Genomic DNA, 15,221 nt, shown 5'->3' with positions numbered 1-15,221 from the left:
GCCTCGACATCGCGGGCCAGGGCGCGCAGGGCCTCTTGTGCGGCGGCGGCGTCACTGGCTTGCAGCAGGCTGCCGATGCGTTTGACCTCGGCCAGGAGCGCGGCCTGGGCTGGCGTCGCGGGCAGGGCCTTGATCTTGGCCAGCAGCGCCACGAGCGCCTTTTTCAGCTTGCCGAGCTGCGCCGCGTTGTCGGGGGCGGCGGCGGCCTTGGTCTGGGCGGCGCTGGCTGCGGCGGCGAGCTGTGCCTTGATCTCGTCCGCGGCATGCACCACCGCGCCGAGATCCCCCGCAGAGAGCAGCTTGGCCGCGGCGGCGATCTGCGCGCCGATGCCCTCGGGGGCGGCTGCGCCAAGCGTCTTGCTGGCCTGCGCCAGTTTCATCAAGCGGGCCTTCAGCGCGGCGGCGTCGGGGCCGTCGGCGACATTGGAGGGCTCCGGCGCGGCGCCGGGAGCGGGGGCCGGGGCCGCCGGGGCAGCTGCTGCGTCGGGGCCGGGGGCGGGGGCGTCACTGTCGCTGTCGTCGTAGAGCTCCGCATCGGGCAGGTTGTCTTCGTCGATCTCGATCCCGTCCGGCCCGACAAGCGTCGGTTTGAACTTGTTCAGCCCTTCGTCCTTGAACCGGCGGCGCAGCTGTTTGACGATGCCTTTCAGGGGTGTTTCCGCCTTGAGCAGCACCGCATTGCCATCGAGGGTGAGGGTGCCGAAGCAGACTTTCTTGATGCCGGGCATGCTTTTCAGCGTCTTTTTCAGAACGCCGCCCGGTTTGCGCCGATCCAGCAGCAGGCCGCAGTCGGCCGGTTTCGCCGCCAGACCAAAGGCAAAGTTCAGCTCGCCGCCGGTGCTCTTGGCTTTTACCATCAGTTTGGTGATCGTCTCGGCGTCAAAGCTCTGTGCCTTGTCCTGGGCCATCGCGCGGTTCCTTCTGGTTGCTGCTTAGAACAAATCGTCACTTTCGGGCGGGTTCTTTATGGCCTGCCAGGTTTCGTCGCTCATCTCGACGAATTCCAGTGCGGCCTCTTCGCCGGGGTCGCTGATCTTGTGATCCGGCCAGATCTTTTGATAGGCATAGGTCAGCAGGGTCACCATTTCATCGTCGGAATAGGGGTAGCCCTGTTCCACGAATTGCCCGATGCGGCCGCGGGGATTGGCGATCAGCGCATCCAGCGACAGGCGCAGCCATTCCAGATCGCCGGCCCGCTCCGCCGCCATTTTCATGCTGTGCACGTCATTGTCAAAGAGGGTGATATCCGCAAAGGGATCAGAGGCGGCAGAGCCGACGCCGATGGTCAATTTGCGGATGTAGGCCTGTATCAGGTCCCGGTTCATGTGCATGTGGCTTACCCTTGTGTAATCGGCTTGTCGTAGCGTTGCTCGGCCTGGTTCCAGTCTTCGGCCCAGGGGAACTGCTGCATCATGACCCAGCGGCCGGGAATGCTGGGGGGCTGCGCGTTGCCATTGGCCGCGGCATAGGCATCGGCGTAGTCCTTAAGGCTGTTGTATTTGACGCCGTTCAAGAGGTCGCATTCCCAGGTGAAATTGACCAGCGCCCGGGTGAGGCCGCTCAGAACCTCATAGGTTTCATAGGTGCCGGTGTTCTGGAACTGGTCGCTATCCTTGTCATAGGTCTGTTTGGGCCGCACCCCGCGATAGGCGGTGTCGATGGCGCGGCCATGGTCGATGATGAACTTCTGCCCTTCCGGCTCCGCGCTTGGCCAGGGCAGCGATTTGGAGGTCACATCGACACCGGCGGCCATGGCTTTTTCCGCGCCGATTTCCCGCCCTGCCAGCCAGTCGGAATCCGAATGGAAGCTGGAGGAGGTGTTGGTCTTGGAAACGCGCGGCCCCGGAGCGACGCCGGTGGTCAGCCGCTTCAGATGTGCTTCTTCGGTCATTTGCGCGCCGTGGCTGTCGCGCGAGTGGCCGGCGTTGCTATTCTGCTGGTCGGCATCTTCATAGAGATCGATCGCCTGGGCCATGGCGGCCTGGCAATCGCTGATGATTTTCTTATAGGCGGCCTCGGCCTCCTTGAGCTTTTTGTTGGCGCCAAGCGCGTCGGCGGCGGTAAAGGCGGTCTTGAGATCATCAAGCGAGGCTCCGCCGGTGAACATCTGCGCTTCCCAGGTGGGGTCTTGGTTGACCGCCCGGTCGAGCGCGGCGATGGTCTTTTCCGTCTCCAGCCGCCGGGTGGCATAGGCGCGGGTCGCTTTCAGCAGCGCCATGTGCTCGGTCAGCGCCACAAAGGCATCGGCAAATTTATAGGCCGGAAAGGCCAGCGCGACAGCCGCCGCCAGCCCGTCGGTCAGCAGGGTCTTGACCTCGGCCTGGACCACGAAGCCCAGCACCCGGTCGTGTTCCCGCTCCACCACCTCGGCCCGTTTTTGATAGTCCGCAATGGCCAGCGCCAGCTCCTGGATCTCGTCGGCGTTTACCGCCGCGGTCAGGTCGTCAAGCGCGCCCTGGGGATCGCCGGCGCGGGCCTTCTTGTCGCTGTCATCGAGCGCGTCCTGCACGCTCTGGCGCAGCTCCGGCGGGTCGCCGGGCAGGGCGCGCAGCAGCAGGCCGGCCTCGTCGCAGGCCTCCAGATAGGTGCAGAGCGTCGCTGCTTTGGGCTCCAACGCCTTGATCGCCGCCAGGGTCTCGGGGAATTTCTTCTTGTCGAACAGTGCCGTGATCGGGTCGGTATGGAAATAGTCCCTGGCCTTTGGGTGGCGGGACAGGATTGCACGAAGATCGTCGCGTGCATCATAGATCGGCCCGATCTGCATCCAGTCCTGGAGCTCGGCCAGGGCGGATTTCAGGGTAGCCGGGACGCGCGGGTTGGCGTTTGCTGCCGCGTGATGCGCGTCCCAGACCTTTTTCAGGCCGGTTTTGGCACCGGCGGTGGCCCGGGCATAGAGCGCGTTATAACTCGCCTCCAGCTTCTTGTCCGCCGAGATGCTGGCCACCTGCGCCGCCGCGTCATCGTCTGCCATCAGCGCCTCGAGCTTTGCCAGGGCTTGGGCCCAATTGCCTGACGCGCGCTCGGATTCCATGTCCGCGATGGCGGTGGTGTAGGCAGGGACCCTGCCCGCAGCCGGGTGGAACCCTGCCATTTTGCGCGCCAGCGGCAGGTTGCCGTCGATCCAGGCCTTCAGTGGGGGAATCTCATCGGTGGCGTCAGTGATATTGCCCGCCGCGAGGCCCTTTTTGCGAATGTTGGAAATCGCGTTCTTCTCGTTTCGGACGTTCCTAAGCGGGCTTGCAACGATCTCTTCCAGGGCCGCGCCATGGCTGGCCTCCAGCTGCTCGACCAGATCGACAAAAGCAGCACGCGCGTCAAAGGCCGCAGCCCCGCCGACGCCGCCGGGCGGCACCGAGCTGCCGTCCCGTTTGTTGAACTCCTCAAGCGCGCTGCGCGCGGCTGCAAAATCGCCGCTCGCGGAGGCCGTGGCCGCCGCCGCCAGGGCGATGTCGCGCTGCTTCCACTCCACCGAGGCATCCGCCGCGGTCGTGGCGATCAGCGCCGCAGAGGTCTTGAACCAAGTGTCGTAATAGGCGCCGAAGGCTTCCGCCTCGCCGGCACGCTGCATGAAGGCATCGCAGTCGGTCTTGATCTTGGCGAAGGCCGCGCGGGTTGTGGCGGCGGCCAGCGCGGCCAGCAGCGCCTCGACCTTGCCATTGACAAAAAGCAGCGCGCCCCTGTCCAGCCCCGGGGCCAGCGCGCCGGCGCGGGCCTGGGCATCGGCCACCGCCTTTTGTGCGACCACGCGCGCGGCGGCGATCTCTTTCTGTTCCTTGACCTCATCCGCGAGCGCGGTGATGCGGGAATCTATCCCATCGTTGCCGTTGAACGCGGCGAGCTCCGTCGCGCTGTTGATCGCGGCGGTAAGGGCTTTTTTGCGGTCTGCAAATTCCCGCCGTTTGTCTGCGGTTGCATCGGGGCTGGGCTTGATCTTCGCCAGCTCTGCCGTTGCGGTGGTCCGGCGTTTCACCAGCTCTGCCGCATCCGAGATCGCCTGCGCCACGGCGGCTTCGAATCGCGCCACCGCGTCGGTGGCATCGGCCAGCGGCAGCGGAGAGTCGGCCGCCGTGACCTCGGCCTCCATCTGCGCGCCGAGCTGGCGGAGGTCCTTCAGCGCGTCGCTGTCGCCCGCCGGGATGGTGGGCACCGCAGCGCCGATCCTGTTCATCAGGTCCTGTTTGGCGGCGTCCAGCTCCTCGCGGTCGATATCGGGCACGCCCTGAGCCATCTCGTCCAGCACCCAGCGCATTTCAGCAAAGAAGAGGCTGACCCATTGCGCGATAGTTCGGTCATTGCGCCAGCCATCCGGGTCATCGGTCATCGCGAATCCTCTCCTTTGAATAGCATCAGCCTACAGGCTTCTGGCCTTGTGAAAACCCCATAGGACGCACGTATAAGAAGAGCATCATAAAGCCAGGCTATCGATGGTGCCATATGCCGTCTCGTCTCGCCCCGGCTGAGCCGTCCCGACGCGCCCCATTGATGGGCCCGCAAAGCGCCCGCAAGGCCCGCGAAGCCGCGCAAGATCCCCATCAACCCGCTTGGCGCAGGGCTGTAGGAAGCTGAGAACGATGGAATTTTATTTCCCAAGCGCGCTTTTTCGCCTTGTACTCCGCCTGCGTGGTTGGCTATACGCGTCGACGGAGACGTGGCCGAGTGGTCGAAGGCGCTCCCCTGCTAAGGGAGTAGGCGGGAAACCGTCTCGTGGGTTCGAATCCCATCGTCTCCGCCACCCACACTTTTTCGTTGAAAATCAATGACTTGGTTGGTGCTTACCACACACGCTTACCACACACGCTTACCATACCTGCAAATAGTGGGGCGGCTATGAGTCTGCCGCTTGGCTCTCGTTTTGAGTATTTGAGAATCGGATGGGGCAGGGTGGGCAAGGGTTATGCTACTTTGAAGCACCTGATTTTGGGTGGGTGATTTTCTTGTTGCGTTTTAGGCTGCGGTTCACGAAGCTTGCGTTCAGAAAGTTGCGAAGGTGCATTTCATGCGAATAAAGAATATTTTTTCCTTGGTTTTGATTGGTGGGCTTCTTGTAGCGTGCGTTAACAACATTGAAGCGCAAACTGTCCGAGTTACCGATCCCGGTTTGTTTAACTTGGCTAAGAAACTTGTATCCGAGAAGTTGCGAGACCCAGAGGCGACACGGTTTAAGCCGGAGTATAACGCCTACAAGACATCTAGTGGCGACTTTATTGTTTGTGGGACGCTGAACGGAAAGAATGCCATGGGTGGGTATGTAGGATATAAACCCTTCTATGTGAGAATTAGAAACGGTCAGGTTGAATCCTTCTTGTTACCATCTGAGACAGACGAATATGGATTTGCTCTGGGGGCGGTCAGAAAAGTGTGCACAGATGCAGCAAACGGAAAAGTAATGCTGTCTTCTTGAGAAAGTAGGGTCCCCACTTGGGGGCTCTTTTTTTGTCCTGATCGTTGGTGTTTGTTAACCTAAGTTGTGCGAGGAGAAATTGTATGAAAGAGTATAAGATACTGTCTCAAAAAGATAAATTTTTCAGCGGTAAATTCGATCCGCTGCTTCTTGAGCAGGCAATAAATTCTTACGCTGAGCAGGGTTGGGAGGTTGTCTCAATGGCAACTGCTAGTATCCCCGCTTTTGGCGGTTCCAGAGATGAGGTGATCGTACTGTTTGAACGAGAGGCCTGATATGCCGCCGATTACCGAAAGAGGAGGTGTGAAGTTCGATGAGAGCCTGCCCGAGAATTTTGTTCCGATTGAGAAGCTTAGTACTCAGCTAAACAGCGGATTTGGCCAAGACCAGCTCAAGTCCTTGAGGGATGTAAAAGAGGCGATGGCGAAGGAAGCTTTGAGTCTGGGTGGAAACTACATCGCAAGTTTCACTTATGGCCAAAAAAATGGCGGAGTGCTCCAGCAACTTTGGAGCGTCGATAACGTCCTTTGGTACGGAGAAGGGGTTGTTGGTAATCTGAGCAAATAATTTTTTTGTTTTGGATTCTGAGCTGGCAACCAGCCAAGGTAAATTCGTTTCGGAACTTTCTGGAGGGTCCCACCCATGTTTTGGGGCCTTCCGTCGGAATACAGGAGCAAGCCTCTCACTTCTGTATCCAATGAACTGCCATCCAGCTTTTGCCCAGCGCACTCTAATGCGGAAGGAAGGTTGAGTGTCTCAATAGACCTCGCCCCAATGAGTGGTTCTCAGAATGTCTCAAAAGTCTTGCAGAATCACCCTAGTGAGACAATTCTCTTAGGTAACTTAGATCCTATTGAGAAAGAGGCTCAGAATGCTGATTGGTGTAGCTAGAACTTCTACGATTGAACAGGAAGCTGGGCTACTCGCACAGGTGAGGGAGCTTGAGGCCTTCGGCTGTGAAAGTATCTACAAGGAGCAAGTGTCCTCGGTGGGCGAACGCCCCCGGCTTGAGGCTGCTGTGAACTCCCTTAGATCGGGTGACAAATTGGTAGTGACCAAGTTGGACCGCCTAGCGAGATCTGTGAGGCACCTAGGAGAGCTCTTGGAGAAATTGGAGGCCAAGGGCGCTGGGCTTGTGATCCTGTCCATGGGAGGCCAGCAAATCGACACCAGCACGGCAACGGGAAAGATGATGCTAAACGTCATGGCTTCTGTGGCTCAGTTTGAGCGAGAGATGATGCTCGAAAGACAGAAGGAGGGTATCGCTAAGGCCAAGCAGGACGGCAAGTACAAGGGGCGTAAACCCACTGCTATGGCGAAAGCTGATGCCGTGTTGTCATTGTCTCAGTCTGGTATGAGCAAGCAGAAGATTTGCGACCAATTGGGGATCAGCAGAGCTAGCCTCTATCGGATTCTTGCCGCCGAAGGAAAGGCGGGGGATTGACAAACTCTCAGCCAATCCTGGCACCACAAATTGTAGAAAAAATCGAGTATTCCACAAGTTATTGCAGATATCCCCAAAGTAGGTCTTTGAGAGGGCCGAGCTCGGGGGTAGGGTTGATCCATGATCAAACGGATCGTTGAACGAGTTCTATCAAGCCTTATCGTTATGGGCTTGCTCTGGCTACTCAACCGTTATCTTGGTGAGTGATTTACCATCAAGCAGACGGCCACCGTCCGGGGGCATTTGATTGGCGTCGAAGCCCCGGACAGATGACAACTCTAGAGGGCGGGTGTAAAACACCTGCCCATTTTTTATGTCATACGACAGCAAGTGTTAGCAACGGCTAATATACGCAGCAGCGTAGATATGCTCACGTGTGGTTGAGGTTTGTTCTGTAAGCGCCGAGGATGACGCCGGTCCTCCAAGGGTTGAGGTATTCCAAGGTACTAGGGCTAGTGGGGGGCTGTACTGAGAACAGCAAGGTTCCTCCTTAAGATGTTGATTTTAAATGAAAATATTTACTTGAGGGGCGGGATTGGCTCAAGCGGGGAAAGAATATAGAAAATTCAACTACTTACACGAAAGTTCCTTGAGGGTATGCGCATTTTTCCGTTTCTTGTAGTATACACATTTTTTAGAAGTACCGGCCCAGCGCCGCCTTCTGCTGCAGAGTAGGTCACTACCCGGCTAACCATCAAACAATCAAACGTAGCTCCCTGAGGGGAGCAGATGGGTCCCTTGAGGGGCCTTTTTTCGTTTGCGCATTTCAAAAGGAAAGGAAGTCAGATGGCTGTTGAAAAACAGAAGAGAACACTTGTGTCGAAGTCCTACGGCACATTGGATAAGGCAGATGCATTCGTGTACCGAGATTTTGAGCCAGCAGATGAGGCTACAAGGGAAACGATAACCAAGCTTGCAAATGACCTTGGACTACCATTGAGAGGCAAGTCCCAGAGCCAGAAATATATCCGCTGCCTAAGCGATTTTTTGGTTGCTTCCAGAGCATCAGAGGAAAGTCTGATTGCATGGCCAGCAGGAGCAGGGGAATACAACGGGCCACCGTATGGGCTGTCAGTGGCGAAAGTCACCAGAGAGGCTCTCTTGGGTAAGGGTATGATCACTCTACACCAAAAAGCATCGAAGCGTGATGGGTTGGCAAGGGTTTTTCGAGTAAATCGAAATAAGCTCCCTGCGTCGGGCCGCTTCAAAGCTCATGGAGAGGGGCCTTTAGTTATTGTGAAGAGCAAGAAGGTAATGGTCAATGGAAAGAATAGCGGGGGGACTCCAATGGGGAGAAAGCAATTCGAGCCGAAAATCAAAGTGTTGGAGGAGCAGGTAAAGAGTTTCAATAAAATAATGACTAGCAAACCATTGGAATCCCCAAAAGGCATTACCTTCGGGCGATGCTACAGGGTCTTCAACAATGGAAGCTTACAGTCTGGGGGGCGCCTTTACGGCCCGTGGCAAACGCTCCCTGAAGCAAAGAGGTTGCAGCTTACGATTGAGGGTGAACCAGTATGTGAAATTGATTTGAAAGCCAGCTTCCTAAGTATAAGCAATGGCTTAACCGGGTTCGGGGATGTGTTGCCATTTGATCCCTACCAGAAGATCCGGTTTGTTCAGGAGGCCAATGGTACGGATAACCAGAGGCTACACAGGGATGCCGCCAAGCTCTTAGTCAATGCATATCTCTGTAAGGATGGCGACTTTAAGAAGTTTCCTAAGTCGAAAACCAAGGATAAGGTATCAGGCAAAGTTATTCCCTTCAAGAAACTACACCAGCTCGAAATGAGTTTCGATTACTATTTGGCTCAAATTCATGCGGCGTTTCCTTTTCTTAGGGCGGCAAAGTCCAAGCAATTTAACCTCATGTTTGAAGAGTCAAAGATCATCATTGAGGCTATTGAAATTATGCAAGCACAAGGGGTTGTGAGTTGGCCAGTGCACGATTCCCTGCTTGTGAAGAAATCTGATAGGGAGAAAGCTGAAGCTGCTTTAAGGAAGGCTGTGACGTCTTTGATTGGTAGGGAAGTGTCTATGGATTGCTCTTTCCTTGACGAAAATGGGGAGGTGATCACGGAAGTAATCCAGACCAAGTGCCCAACAGCCACTGATAGTCACAATGAAACTATTGCAGCTCTTGAGAGCTTTAGCTTAGGGGAGGCGGCTTAAGTCACCAGTACTAGGGTTTAACTTAAGATCCCCTATTTACTTAAGGGAGGATTATGTAAGGGTATAGAGTAGAAAAATACAAACCTAGATAAATTATGTAGTTACTGCCAATAGGAATGTGCCGTAATTGTAGGATTTGGTCAAACTCTTTTCGACAAGTGATCCTCGGAGACGTAAATTGACCCTCGCCCTTCTCACGTTGCAGGGAGGGGCTAGGGCAACCACTTCTGAACGTGAGGGGTGGGCATGGCCTACTGCTAAATGCTTGCCTGAAGGCCCTCTCAGTGGTTCTCAGGTACCTTCCACTGCCTTTCTCCAGAACTTGTGAACACCCACCACAGTTTCAGGAATGGCCTTTGCTGCTTCATCCAAAGTTTGAGGTAGTCGATCTTCCGGAATGCCCAATAGTGACTGTCCTAGGGCCTTGTGTAGCCACTCCTCACGAGGAATAGGCTCTGGGCTGCAAACTACACCGTGCCGACAGCATCATGCAATCCTTAGGGTTGTCATCCGACATCAGCTACTGATCGAGTGGGGCTAAGTCAAAATCATCGGACATCTGTTGAACCTACTTGCGCTGGGCATCATGGCCTGTGGTCCATCATTCATTTCACCCAGCCGCCAACGAGTGCCATAGAGTGGCGTTCAGTGCGCTAACGGAGGTGGGTTCTGCCTGTCATTGAGATGTAGGTTTCTGGCGGCTCTCCGTGGCTCTGTGATGGTTTCAGCGTTCCCAGTCCAGCTTCTCGACCGCATCTTGAAGTGTTTCGAACGTCACGCCGCCAGAGTACAGTCCATAAGTCATAGTTTGGAGTTCGTGCCCTAAGAGGCGTGCTGAAATGTTTTCAGAAATACCGGCCTCCTCAAGTTGTGTAGCTACACCCTTGCGAAAGGAGTGGAAGACAAAGCCTTCACCAAACCCGCATCTTTTTTTAAGCCTGCCAAATCGTTTACCTATGGCATTCGAGCGGTCGCCATACTTATTTATAGTGAGCCCCGAGATAAGAAAGCCATCTTGGCTTGTTGCCCGAAGCCGCTCTACAATTCTCTTGATGGCTGAATGAATGGGGATTTTCCGTATTCCGGCGGAAGTCTTTGCGTCTTCAATTCCAAAGGATGTATCGTCGATGCTGTCCAGCCTTAAACTGCAAAGCTCTTCTATTCTCGCCCCAGTGTGCGCAGCAAGATAAATCAGATCGTGAAGCTGGGCATCATGAATTATTTCTCGTGTTAGAATTTGGAAGTCGGATTTGGTGAAGTGTTGACGCTTGGATCCTGCAGGCAAGTTTGCCTTACTCTTCTTGCGTGGCACTACGTTTTCGAAAGGTAGCAACAAGCCAAGCTTGTAGTGACGCTGAAGGAAGAGCCAATAACCTCTGCAATTAGATATGATTCTTCTACAAGTGGTAATTTGGAGTTTGCCTTTTTCTATGAGTTCTATTTCCACCCACTCGGCAATATCCCGGTTAGTAGCATCGTGTGCATATTTGAAACGCTTGGAAAAGTTGTCTAGGTCTTTGCGCTTCATATCCACGGTTTTTGGTTGATCCGAAAGGCTACTGGTGTACTCGTCAATGTGCTCAGACAGAACTATCCAATCCCCGTTGACTACAAAATGTGCTTCTGCGAGCTCCTCAGTTTCAGTGGCCCATTCGGACATTCCCATTTCTATTTCATGCTGGGGGACCTTCTGTCGCTCCAGTTCGAGCTTGAATTGCCGCATAGCCTGAATCGCATCAGTTGGTGTTGTCCCGCTTCGCACACTCTCAATTAGTTCTTTCCACTGGTGAATTATCGGTAGGCAGAGACGTTCAGCTTCTGATCGACTTTCAGTCTTCAGTGATTGAAAAAAACGAGGTTTCTTAAGCCTTGGACGAAGGCTCTTTGGTATCTCAAGAACGGCATACCACACTCGTCTTCGCAGCTGTATGTACTTGGGCATCGGTAGCTCTCGGACTATAAAACCACACACGCTTACCACACACGTTCTGAGTATTGAACCAATATAACTAAGGGAGTAGGCGGGAAACCGTCTCGTGGGTTCGAATCCCATCGTCTCCGCCACCCACCATTTTCATTGAACCCCATGGGGCCGCTTGATAGCGTATAAGTTACTGAACTTATGCGCTCATCTGCGTTCGTTGTTCTCACTGGCTTCGTTTCGATTGCGCTCGGTTCTGTTCATTTGGTGGTACGAACTGTGGTATTTTCTATGGCCTACACCTCGGGAAAGCTGACGAAGAATCTGGTCCGAACGCTCGGACCTGGCCGGCATGGCGACGGCCACGGGCTGTATCTGGTGGTTGATCCATCCGGCGCGCGGCGCTGGATCGTCCGCGTCACGGTAAAGGGACAGCGGAATCGGCAGGGAAAGCCGCTCCGCACCGATTTCGGCCTCGGCGGTGCTGACGTGGTGACGCTCAACGTGGCTCGCGAACGCGCCCTGGAGTATCGCCGCCTCGCCAAGCAGGGGCTCAACCCGAAATTCCACAAGGACCAGGACGTACCTTGTTTCGAAGAGGTTGCTCGGCAGGTCCACATCGAGCGCCTGCCAACGTGGAAGAACCCGAAGCACGGTCAGCAGTGGATCAATACGCTTGCAGATTATGCTTTCCCCAAGATCGGCCGAATGCCCGTCTCGGACATCGACCAGCCGGAAATCTTGCAGGTGCTTTCCCCGATCTGGACCGAAAAGCACGAAACCGCGCGCAGGGTGGCGCAGCGGATTAAGGCCGTCCTCGATGTGGCCCGGTCGCGTGGCTACCGCGAGGGTGAAAACCCCGTGACGGTCGTGATGGACGCCCGGGTGCTGCCGCGCGTGAAGGCCAAGGTGAAGCACCACAATGCGATGCGTTGGCAAGACGTGCCCGCGTTCTACGCGCAGCTCGCACAGCAAAGCGGGATGGCAGCCAAGGCGCTGATGTTCACATGCTTGACGGGCTGCCGGACCAGCGAAGTTCTGAGGGCTGTCTGGGAGGAATTTGATTTCGATGAGTTGATTTGGACGATCCCTGAAGAACGGAGCAAAACAGGGGCCGAGCACCGTGTTCCGCTTACGGATCAGATGCTGGGGATTATCGAGCCATTGAAAGCCCTCCGCTCCGAATGCGTCTTTGAAGGTCAGCGCCGGCATAAGCCTCTGTCGAACATGTCGATGTTGATGCTGTTGCGTCGAATGAAGATCGAGGACGTGACCGTTCACGGGTTCAGATCAGCGTTTCGTGACTGGGCGGCCGAGGAAAGCAATTTCCCGCGTGAAGTTGCGGAAATGAGTCTCGGCCATAAAGTCGGATCAGAAGTGGAACGAGCATACGCACGGTCGGACCTGCTGCACAAACGAAGAGAGCTAATGCTTGGTTGGTCCAAGTATGTGTTGAAGAAAGGTGCGCAGGATGGCTGAAGATACAGATCCGGGGTTTCGCGAATCCATCACTCAACCCGAAGAAGGCGGTGAAAAAACTCGGCTACTTCATGGTCCCAACGAGTTTTTCCACAATTATTTCAAAACGCTGAGAAAATTGGATGCCTGCCTGGAAAAGTGGTTGGAAGTACCTTTGTTGTTCGACGAACAAGAGAAAGCTGCATCCCTAATCTTCGATATCACGGCACCAACTTTCTCGCTCAGGGCGAAGCAGGTTGACAGCGCTCGCTTGCAGCAGTCGGAAGAGGGTTTCGATACCGCACTTTTGAATTTGAAGCGTGCTCGGCGCGCCCTGGTGGCTCTACCGCATCCGATGGATGACCGAACACTTGTAACAACCCAGATGATCGAAGCTCAGATCAAGCACCTCAAAGCGGTTCGCGCTGATGTGGCGAGGATGGCCGAAGATTACCATCACAGGTCGAACCAGCGCGCGGCACGAGTCGCTAAAGTAGTGAGGGCGTCGTTCGAGCGCTACACAACGAAGCGGCCGACGAGCGCGGCAACCAAGGGAACCGTCACTTCGGAATTTTGCCAAGCGTTGGAAGAAGTGTTCACCATTATCGGGATAACAGCGAACGCGTTTAATTATGCCAAGATCGCCATCAATTGCCCGACAGACGATGCAGAGCTGCTTGAGATTAAGAAGGCTCTTCGAGAACGTTTCGACGAAGAAAATGATTACGCAGTTTTTTTCTGCGAAATCGCCCGAAGCTACATCGAGCCAACCGAGTGGTATCATGTAGGTTCGAATGCAGACGCTCAAAGCCTTGAGGAAACGGAGAAGAGCTAATGCAAATCTTTGAAGAAAAACGCGTTTACGACGATGATGACGAGGAGCTTGATCTCATCGCCCCGCGATCCAAGCGGGCACAATGGCGCCATCGGCGGGTTGGCCCCGCATGGATCAAGTTCGGCCGTCGGGTCAAGTACCTCGGCAGCGATTTGAACGCTTACGTTGAAGAGAACCGCGTTTCCCCAGGCGATATGGCCTAGGCTAGAAAAGCAAAACCCCGCACCGGGCGGAGCCTTGCTTTGATTTCTTGCGCACCCGAAGTCTAAGCCCAAGCCGCCCCAATACTCAACCCTGTATCTGATGCCGTTCTCGGTATCGCCAGGCCGCATGGAGCGGGCTGATGGGAGAGGCTTGCCAAATGATGTACAAAAACGAGCATGACGCTGCACCTAGAGCGCTCGCCCCTATCGAAGGCCGCCCGCATCTACATAGTCGCGTGCTGCCATATTCACTAGGAGCGGTGCCGGATCATGGATTGCACTCCGTTGCCAGCTTCTTGCGGAAATACCCCCTCACGGTCCCTTGCGAGGGTGACGCGCCATGAGTTGGGAGGTCGCAAAGCGCTGCAATGAACGCAAGTTTGGCAGCGCCTCACGCAAACAGGTCATCATGTTTTTGGCTGACAAGGCTTCTGATGATGGCGAGGGCGTCTACTGTTCCAAGCACAGCATCGCGAAGTTTACCGAACTGAGCCTGGCCACCGTCAAGCGGATCATTCGTGACTTCGCCTCAGAGGGTATCCTAGTTCAGACGGGAGAGCGCGATTGTGACTTCGGGTACACAAACGAGTACCGCATATGCCTTGAAGCCGTGTCCAGGTTGGATGACCTGACGAAGAAAAAATCGGACGCTCAAGGGGGGCGGCAACAAACCGGGGTCACTAAGACCCCGGATGAGTATGACCCGGCCTCCGAGGTCACCACGACCCCACCCCCGGGGTCATCACGACCCCCAAACCATCCTAAAACCATCCAGAAACCACCTACGCGCGCGGACACGCGCGAGGCGGAGGATCAGGATTTCGAAAAAGCATGGGGTGCCTATCCGGCGGATCGACGTCGGAACAAAACCACCTGTCGGCTGCAATTCGAGCGGGCTATCGAGGACGGCACGACTGCCAAGGAATTTATCTGCGCAGTCCGGGCCTATGCGACCGAGACCGAGGGTTACACTCGCTCGAAGGTTTGCTTCTCGGACAACTGGTTTAGAGGGCAACGTTGGCAACGCTATGTCGAGGAGGCGCGCGAAGCGCAGATCAGCGCTGTCGAACTTGAGGAGAAGCACTATCGACAACTCGCTGGGTGGGTCAGGGAGCGGTACGGTTTGTGCAAGACCATCTCCCGTGCCCAAGCCTGCGAACTGCTAGCGCGGGGCCTGGTTTCTGAACCGGAGCTTCGCCGTGCGGAGGTGGCATGGTGACTTCGAACATCAAGCAGTCTGAGCAAAGAGCAAGGCGACCCGGTTCTAGGTCTTCGACCGTCGAACCGGGGCCTTGCGAGGGGCGGCAAGCCTCCCCTTCGAACCCCAGCCGGACCGCGCGGGGCGCGGTCCCCTCGGAAAAGCAGGAAGCCGTATTCTTCTACTGCTCCTCCGAGGAAAAGGCGCTGATCCGGCAGGCGGCTGCGGATCGCGGGCTGTCCATGTCCGCCATGCTTCGGCAGCTCGCCACGGGTGCGGCTCCGAAGCGGCGCAAGCCTGCGCCCCGTGTCGATCCCGCGCTCGTGCTGGCTGTGTCCCGCTATGGCGGGAATCTCAATCAGATTGCGCGGTGGCTCAACACGGCGACCCGCGCGGGCCGGGCCAGCGAGATCGAGGCCCTGCGCGTTGCGGCGGCGCTGGTCGGCATCGAGCGGCGGTTGGCGGAGATCCTTGCACAGCACCGGAGGCCGCCCGGATGCTGATCAAGTTCTTCCCCAACGGCAAAGGCGGCGGCGCGGGGCCGGTCGAATACCTGACCGCCCGCACCGCGCTTGCCCATGACGACAAC

At 56.1% G+C, this 15,221-nt stretch carries 14 protein-coding genes and 1 tRNA gene; 11 read left to right on the top strand and 4 right to left on the bottom strand.

What is annotated here, in order from left to right; all coding sequences use genetic code 11:
- From HCZ87_RS15225 to HCZ87_RS15215, 3 genes are all read right to left on the bottom strand, one after another.
- Positions 1–908, bottom strand: a 908-nt coding sequence (locus HCZ87_RS15225; protein WP_167644995.1) for a hypothetical protein, incomplete at its 3' end; no start/stop codon positions are given.
- Between the two features lie 24 nt (positions 909–932).
- On the bottom strand, positions 933–1,331 hold the full coding sequence (locus HCZ87_RS15220; protein WP_167644993.1) for a hypothetical protein: 399 nt from the start codon (positions 1,329–1,331) through the stop codon (positions 933–935).
- A gap of 5 nt (positions 1,332–1,336) precedes the next feature.
- The gene (locus tag HCZ87_RS15215) at positions 1,337–4,321 is read right to left on the bottom strand and encodes a hypothetical protein (protein WP_167644991.1); all 2,985 of its coding nucleotides are present in this window, start codon (positions 4,319–4,321) and stop codon (positions 1,337–1,339) included.
- A 321-nt stretch (positions 4,322–4,642) separates the two neighbouring features.
- Here HCZ87_RS15215 and HCZ87_RS15210 point away from each other — a divergent pair.
- The 6 genes from HCZ87_RS15210 (at position 4,643) to HCZ87_RS15185 (ending at position 9,017) form a co-directional block, all read left to right on the top strand.
- A tRNA-Ser gene (locus HCZ87_RS15210) sits at positions 4,643–4,732 on the top strand.
- Between the two features lie 264 nt (positions 4,733–4,996).
- Positions 4,997–5,401, top strand: coding sequence for a hypothetical protein (locus HCZ87_RS15205; RefSeq protein ID WP_167644989.1), 405 nt, complete (start codon positions 4,997–4,999; stop codon positions 5,399–5,401).
- Between the two features lie 83 nt (positions 5,402–5,484).
- Positions 5,485–5,676 (top strand): DUF4177 domain-containing protein, encoded by a 192-nt coding sequence (locus HCZ87_RS15200; RefSeq protein WP_167644988.1) that lies wholly within the window; start codon positions 5,485–5,487, stop codon positions 5,674–5,676.
- A 1-nt stretch (position 5,677) separates the two neighbouring features.
- A complete protein-coding gene (locus HCZ87_RS15195; RefSeq protein ID WP_167644986.1) occupies positions 5,678–5,968 on the top strand; it encodes a hypothetical protein in 291 nt (96 codons plus the stop codon).
- Positions 5,969–6,272: 304 nt separating this feature from the next.
- Positions 6,273–6,845 carry a recombinase family protein gene (locus HCZ87_RS15190; RefSeq protein WP_167644984.1) on the top strand — a complete coding sequence of 191 codons (573 nt, stop codon included), beginning with the start codon at positions 6,273–6,275 and terminating at the stop codon, positions 6,843–6,845.
- Between the two features lie 786 nt (positions 6,846–7,631).
- Positions 7,632–9,017, top strand: a complete 1,386-nt coding sequence (locus HCZ87_RS15185) for a hypothetical protein (protein WP_167644982.1) — start codon at positions 7,632–7,634, stop codon at positions 9,015–9,017.
- Positions 9,018–9,741: 724 nt separating this feature from the next.
- On the opposite strand, the gene HCZ87_RS15180 is transcribed toward HCZ87_RS15185, so the two are convergent.
- Entirely contained in the window at positions 9,742–10,959 is a 1,218-nt protein-coding gene (locus HCZ87_RS15180) for a tyrosine-type recombinase/integrase (protein ID WP_167644980.1), read from the bottom strand.
- 270 nt (positions 10,960–11,229) lie between these two features.
- Here HCZ87_RS15180 and HCZ87_RS15175 point away from each other — a divergent pair, with 270 nt between their 5' ends.
- The 5 genes from HCZ87_RS15175 (at position 11,230) to mobC (ending at position 15,135) form a co-directional block, all read left to right on the top strand.
- Positions 11,230–12,417 (top strand): site-specific integrase, encoded by a 1,188-nt coding sequence (locus HCZ87_RS15175; protein ID WP_167644978.1) that lies wholly within the window; start codon positions 11,230–11,232, stop codon positions 12,415–12,417.
- Positions 12,410–13,231 carry a hypothetical protein gene (locus HCZ87_RS15170; RefSeq protein ID WP_167644976.1) on the top strand — a complete coding sequence of 274 codons (822 nt, stop codon included), beginning with the start codon at positions 12,410–12,412 and terminating at the stop codon, positions 13,229–13,231. The genes HCZ87_RS15175 and HCZ87_RS15170 overlap by 8 nt, the downstream gene beginning before the upstream one ends.
- Complete coding sequence (locus tag HCZ87_RS15165) at positions 13,231–13,434, top strand: MerR family transcriptional regulator (protein WP_175582278.1); 204 nt, start codon at positions 13,231–13,233, stop codon at positions 13,432–13,434. Before HCZ87_RS15170 ends, HCZ87_RS15165 begins: the two co-directional genes overlap by 1 nt.
- Before the next feature lie 340 nt (positions 13,435–13,774).
- Positions 13,775–14,653 (top strand): hypothetical protein, encoded by an 879-nt coding sequence (locus tag HCZ87_RS15160; protein WP_175582277.1) that lies wholly within the window; start codon positions 13,775–13,777, stop codon positions 14,651–14,653.
- Positions 14,647–15,135, top strand: a complete 489-nt coding sequence (mobC, locus tag HCZ87_RS21090) for a plasmid mobilization relaxosome protein MobC (RefSeq protein ID WP_254868663.1) — start codon at positions 14,647–14,649, stop codon at positions 15,133–15,135. Before HCZ87_RS15160 ends, mobC begins: the two co-directional genes overlap by 7 nt.
- Positions 15,136–15,221: the final 86 nt, after the last annotated feature.

Source organism: Phaeobacter sp. HF9A, from assembly GCF_011806385.1.
Lineage (GTDB): Bacteria > Pseudomonadota > Alphaproteobacteria > Rhodobacterales > Rhodobacteraceae > Epibacterium.
Note: the sequence above shows the minus strand (reverse complement) of the source record. Positions and strands in the feature narration are given on the sequence as shown.

What these genes read in the sequence shown, in the direction of transcription:
- HCZ87_RS15165 (WP_175582278.1), top strand. Translation starts at nt 13,231, where the DNA reads ATGCAAATCTTTGAAGAAAAACGCGTTTACGACGATGATGACGAGGAG.
- HCZ87_RS15160 (WP_175582277.1), top strand. Translation starts at nt 13,775, where the DNA reads ATGAGTTGGGAGGTCGCAAAGCGCTGCAATGAACGCAAGTTTGGCAGC.
- HCZ87_RS15220 (WP_167644993.1), bottom strand. Translation starts at nt 1,331, where the DNA reads ATGCACATGAACCGGGACCTGATACAGGCCTACATCCGCAAATTGACC.
- HCZ87_RS15215 (WP_167644991.1), bottom strand. Translation starts at nt 4,321, where the DNA reads ATGACCGATGACCCGGATGGCTGGCGCAATGACCGAACTATCGCGCAA.
- HCZ87_RS15205 (WP_167644989.1), top strand. Translation starts at nt 4,997, where the DNA reads ATGCGAATAAAGAATATTTTTTCCTTGGTTTTGATTGGTGGGCTTCTT.
- mobC (WP_254868663.1), top strand. Translation starts at nt 14,647, where the DNA reads ATGGTGACTTCGAACATCAAGCAGTCTGAGCAAAGAGCAAGGCGACCC.
- HCZ87_RS15200 (WP_167644988.1), top strand. Translation starts at nt 5,485, where the DNA reads ATGAAAGAGTATAAGATACTGTCTCAAAAAGATAAATTTTTCAGCGGT.
- HCZ87_RS15175 (WP_167644978.1), top strand. Translation starts at nt 11,230, where the DNA reads ATGGCCTACACCTCGGGAAAGCTGACGAAGAATCTGGTCCGAACGCTC.
- HCZ87_RS15195 (WP_167644986.1), top strand. Translation starts at nt 5,678, where the DNA reads ATGCCGCCGATTACCGAAAGAGGAGGTGTGAAGTTCGATGAGAGCCTG.
- HCZ87_RS15185 (WP_167644982.1), top strand. Translation starts at nt 7,632, where the DNA reads ATGGCTGTTGAAAAACAGAAGAGAACACTTGTGTCGAAGTCCTACGGC.
- HCZ87_RS15180 (WP_167644980.1), bottom strand. Translation starts at nt 10,959, where the DNA reads ATGCCCAAGTACATACAGCTGCGAAGACGAGTGTGGTATGCCGTTCTT.
- HCZ87_RS15170 (WP_167644976.1), top strand. Translation starts at nt 12,410, where the DNA reads ATGGCTGAAGATACAGATCCGGGGTTTCGCGAATCCATCACTCAACCC.
- HCZ87_RS15190 (WP_167644984.1), top strand. Translation starts at nt 6,273, where the DNA reads ATGCTGATTGGTGTAGCTAGAACTTCTACGATTGAACAGGAAGCTGGG.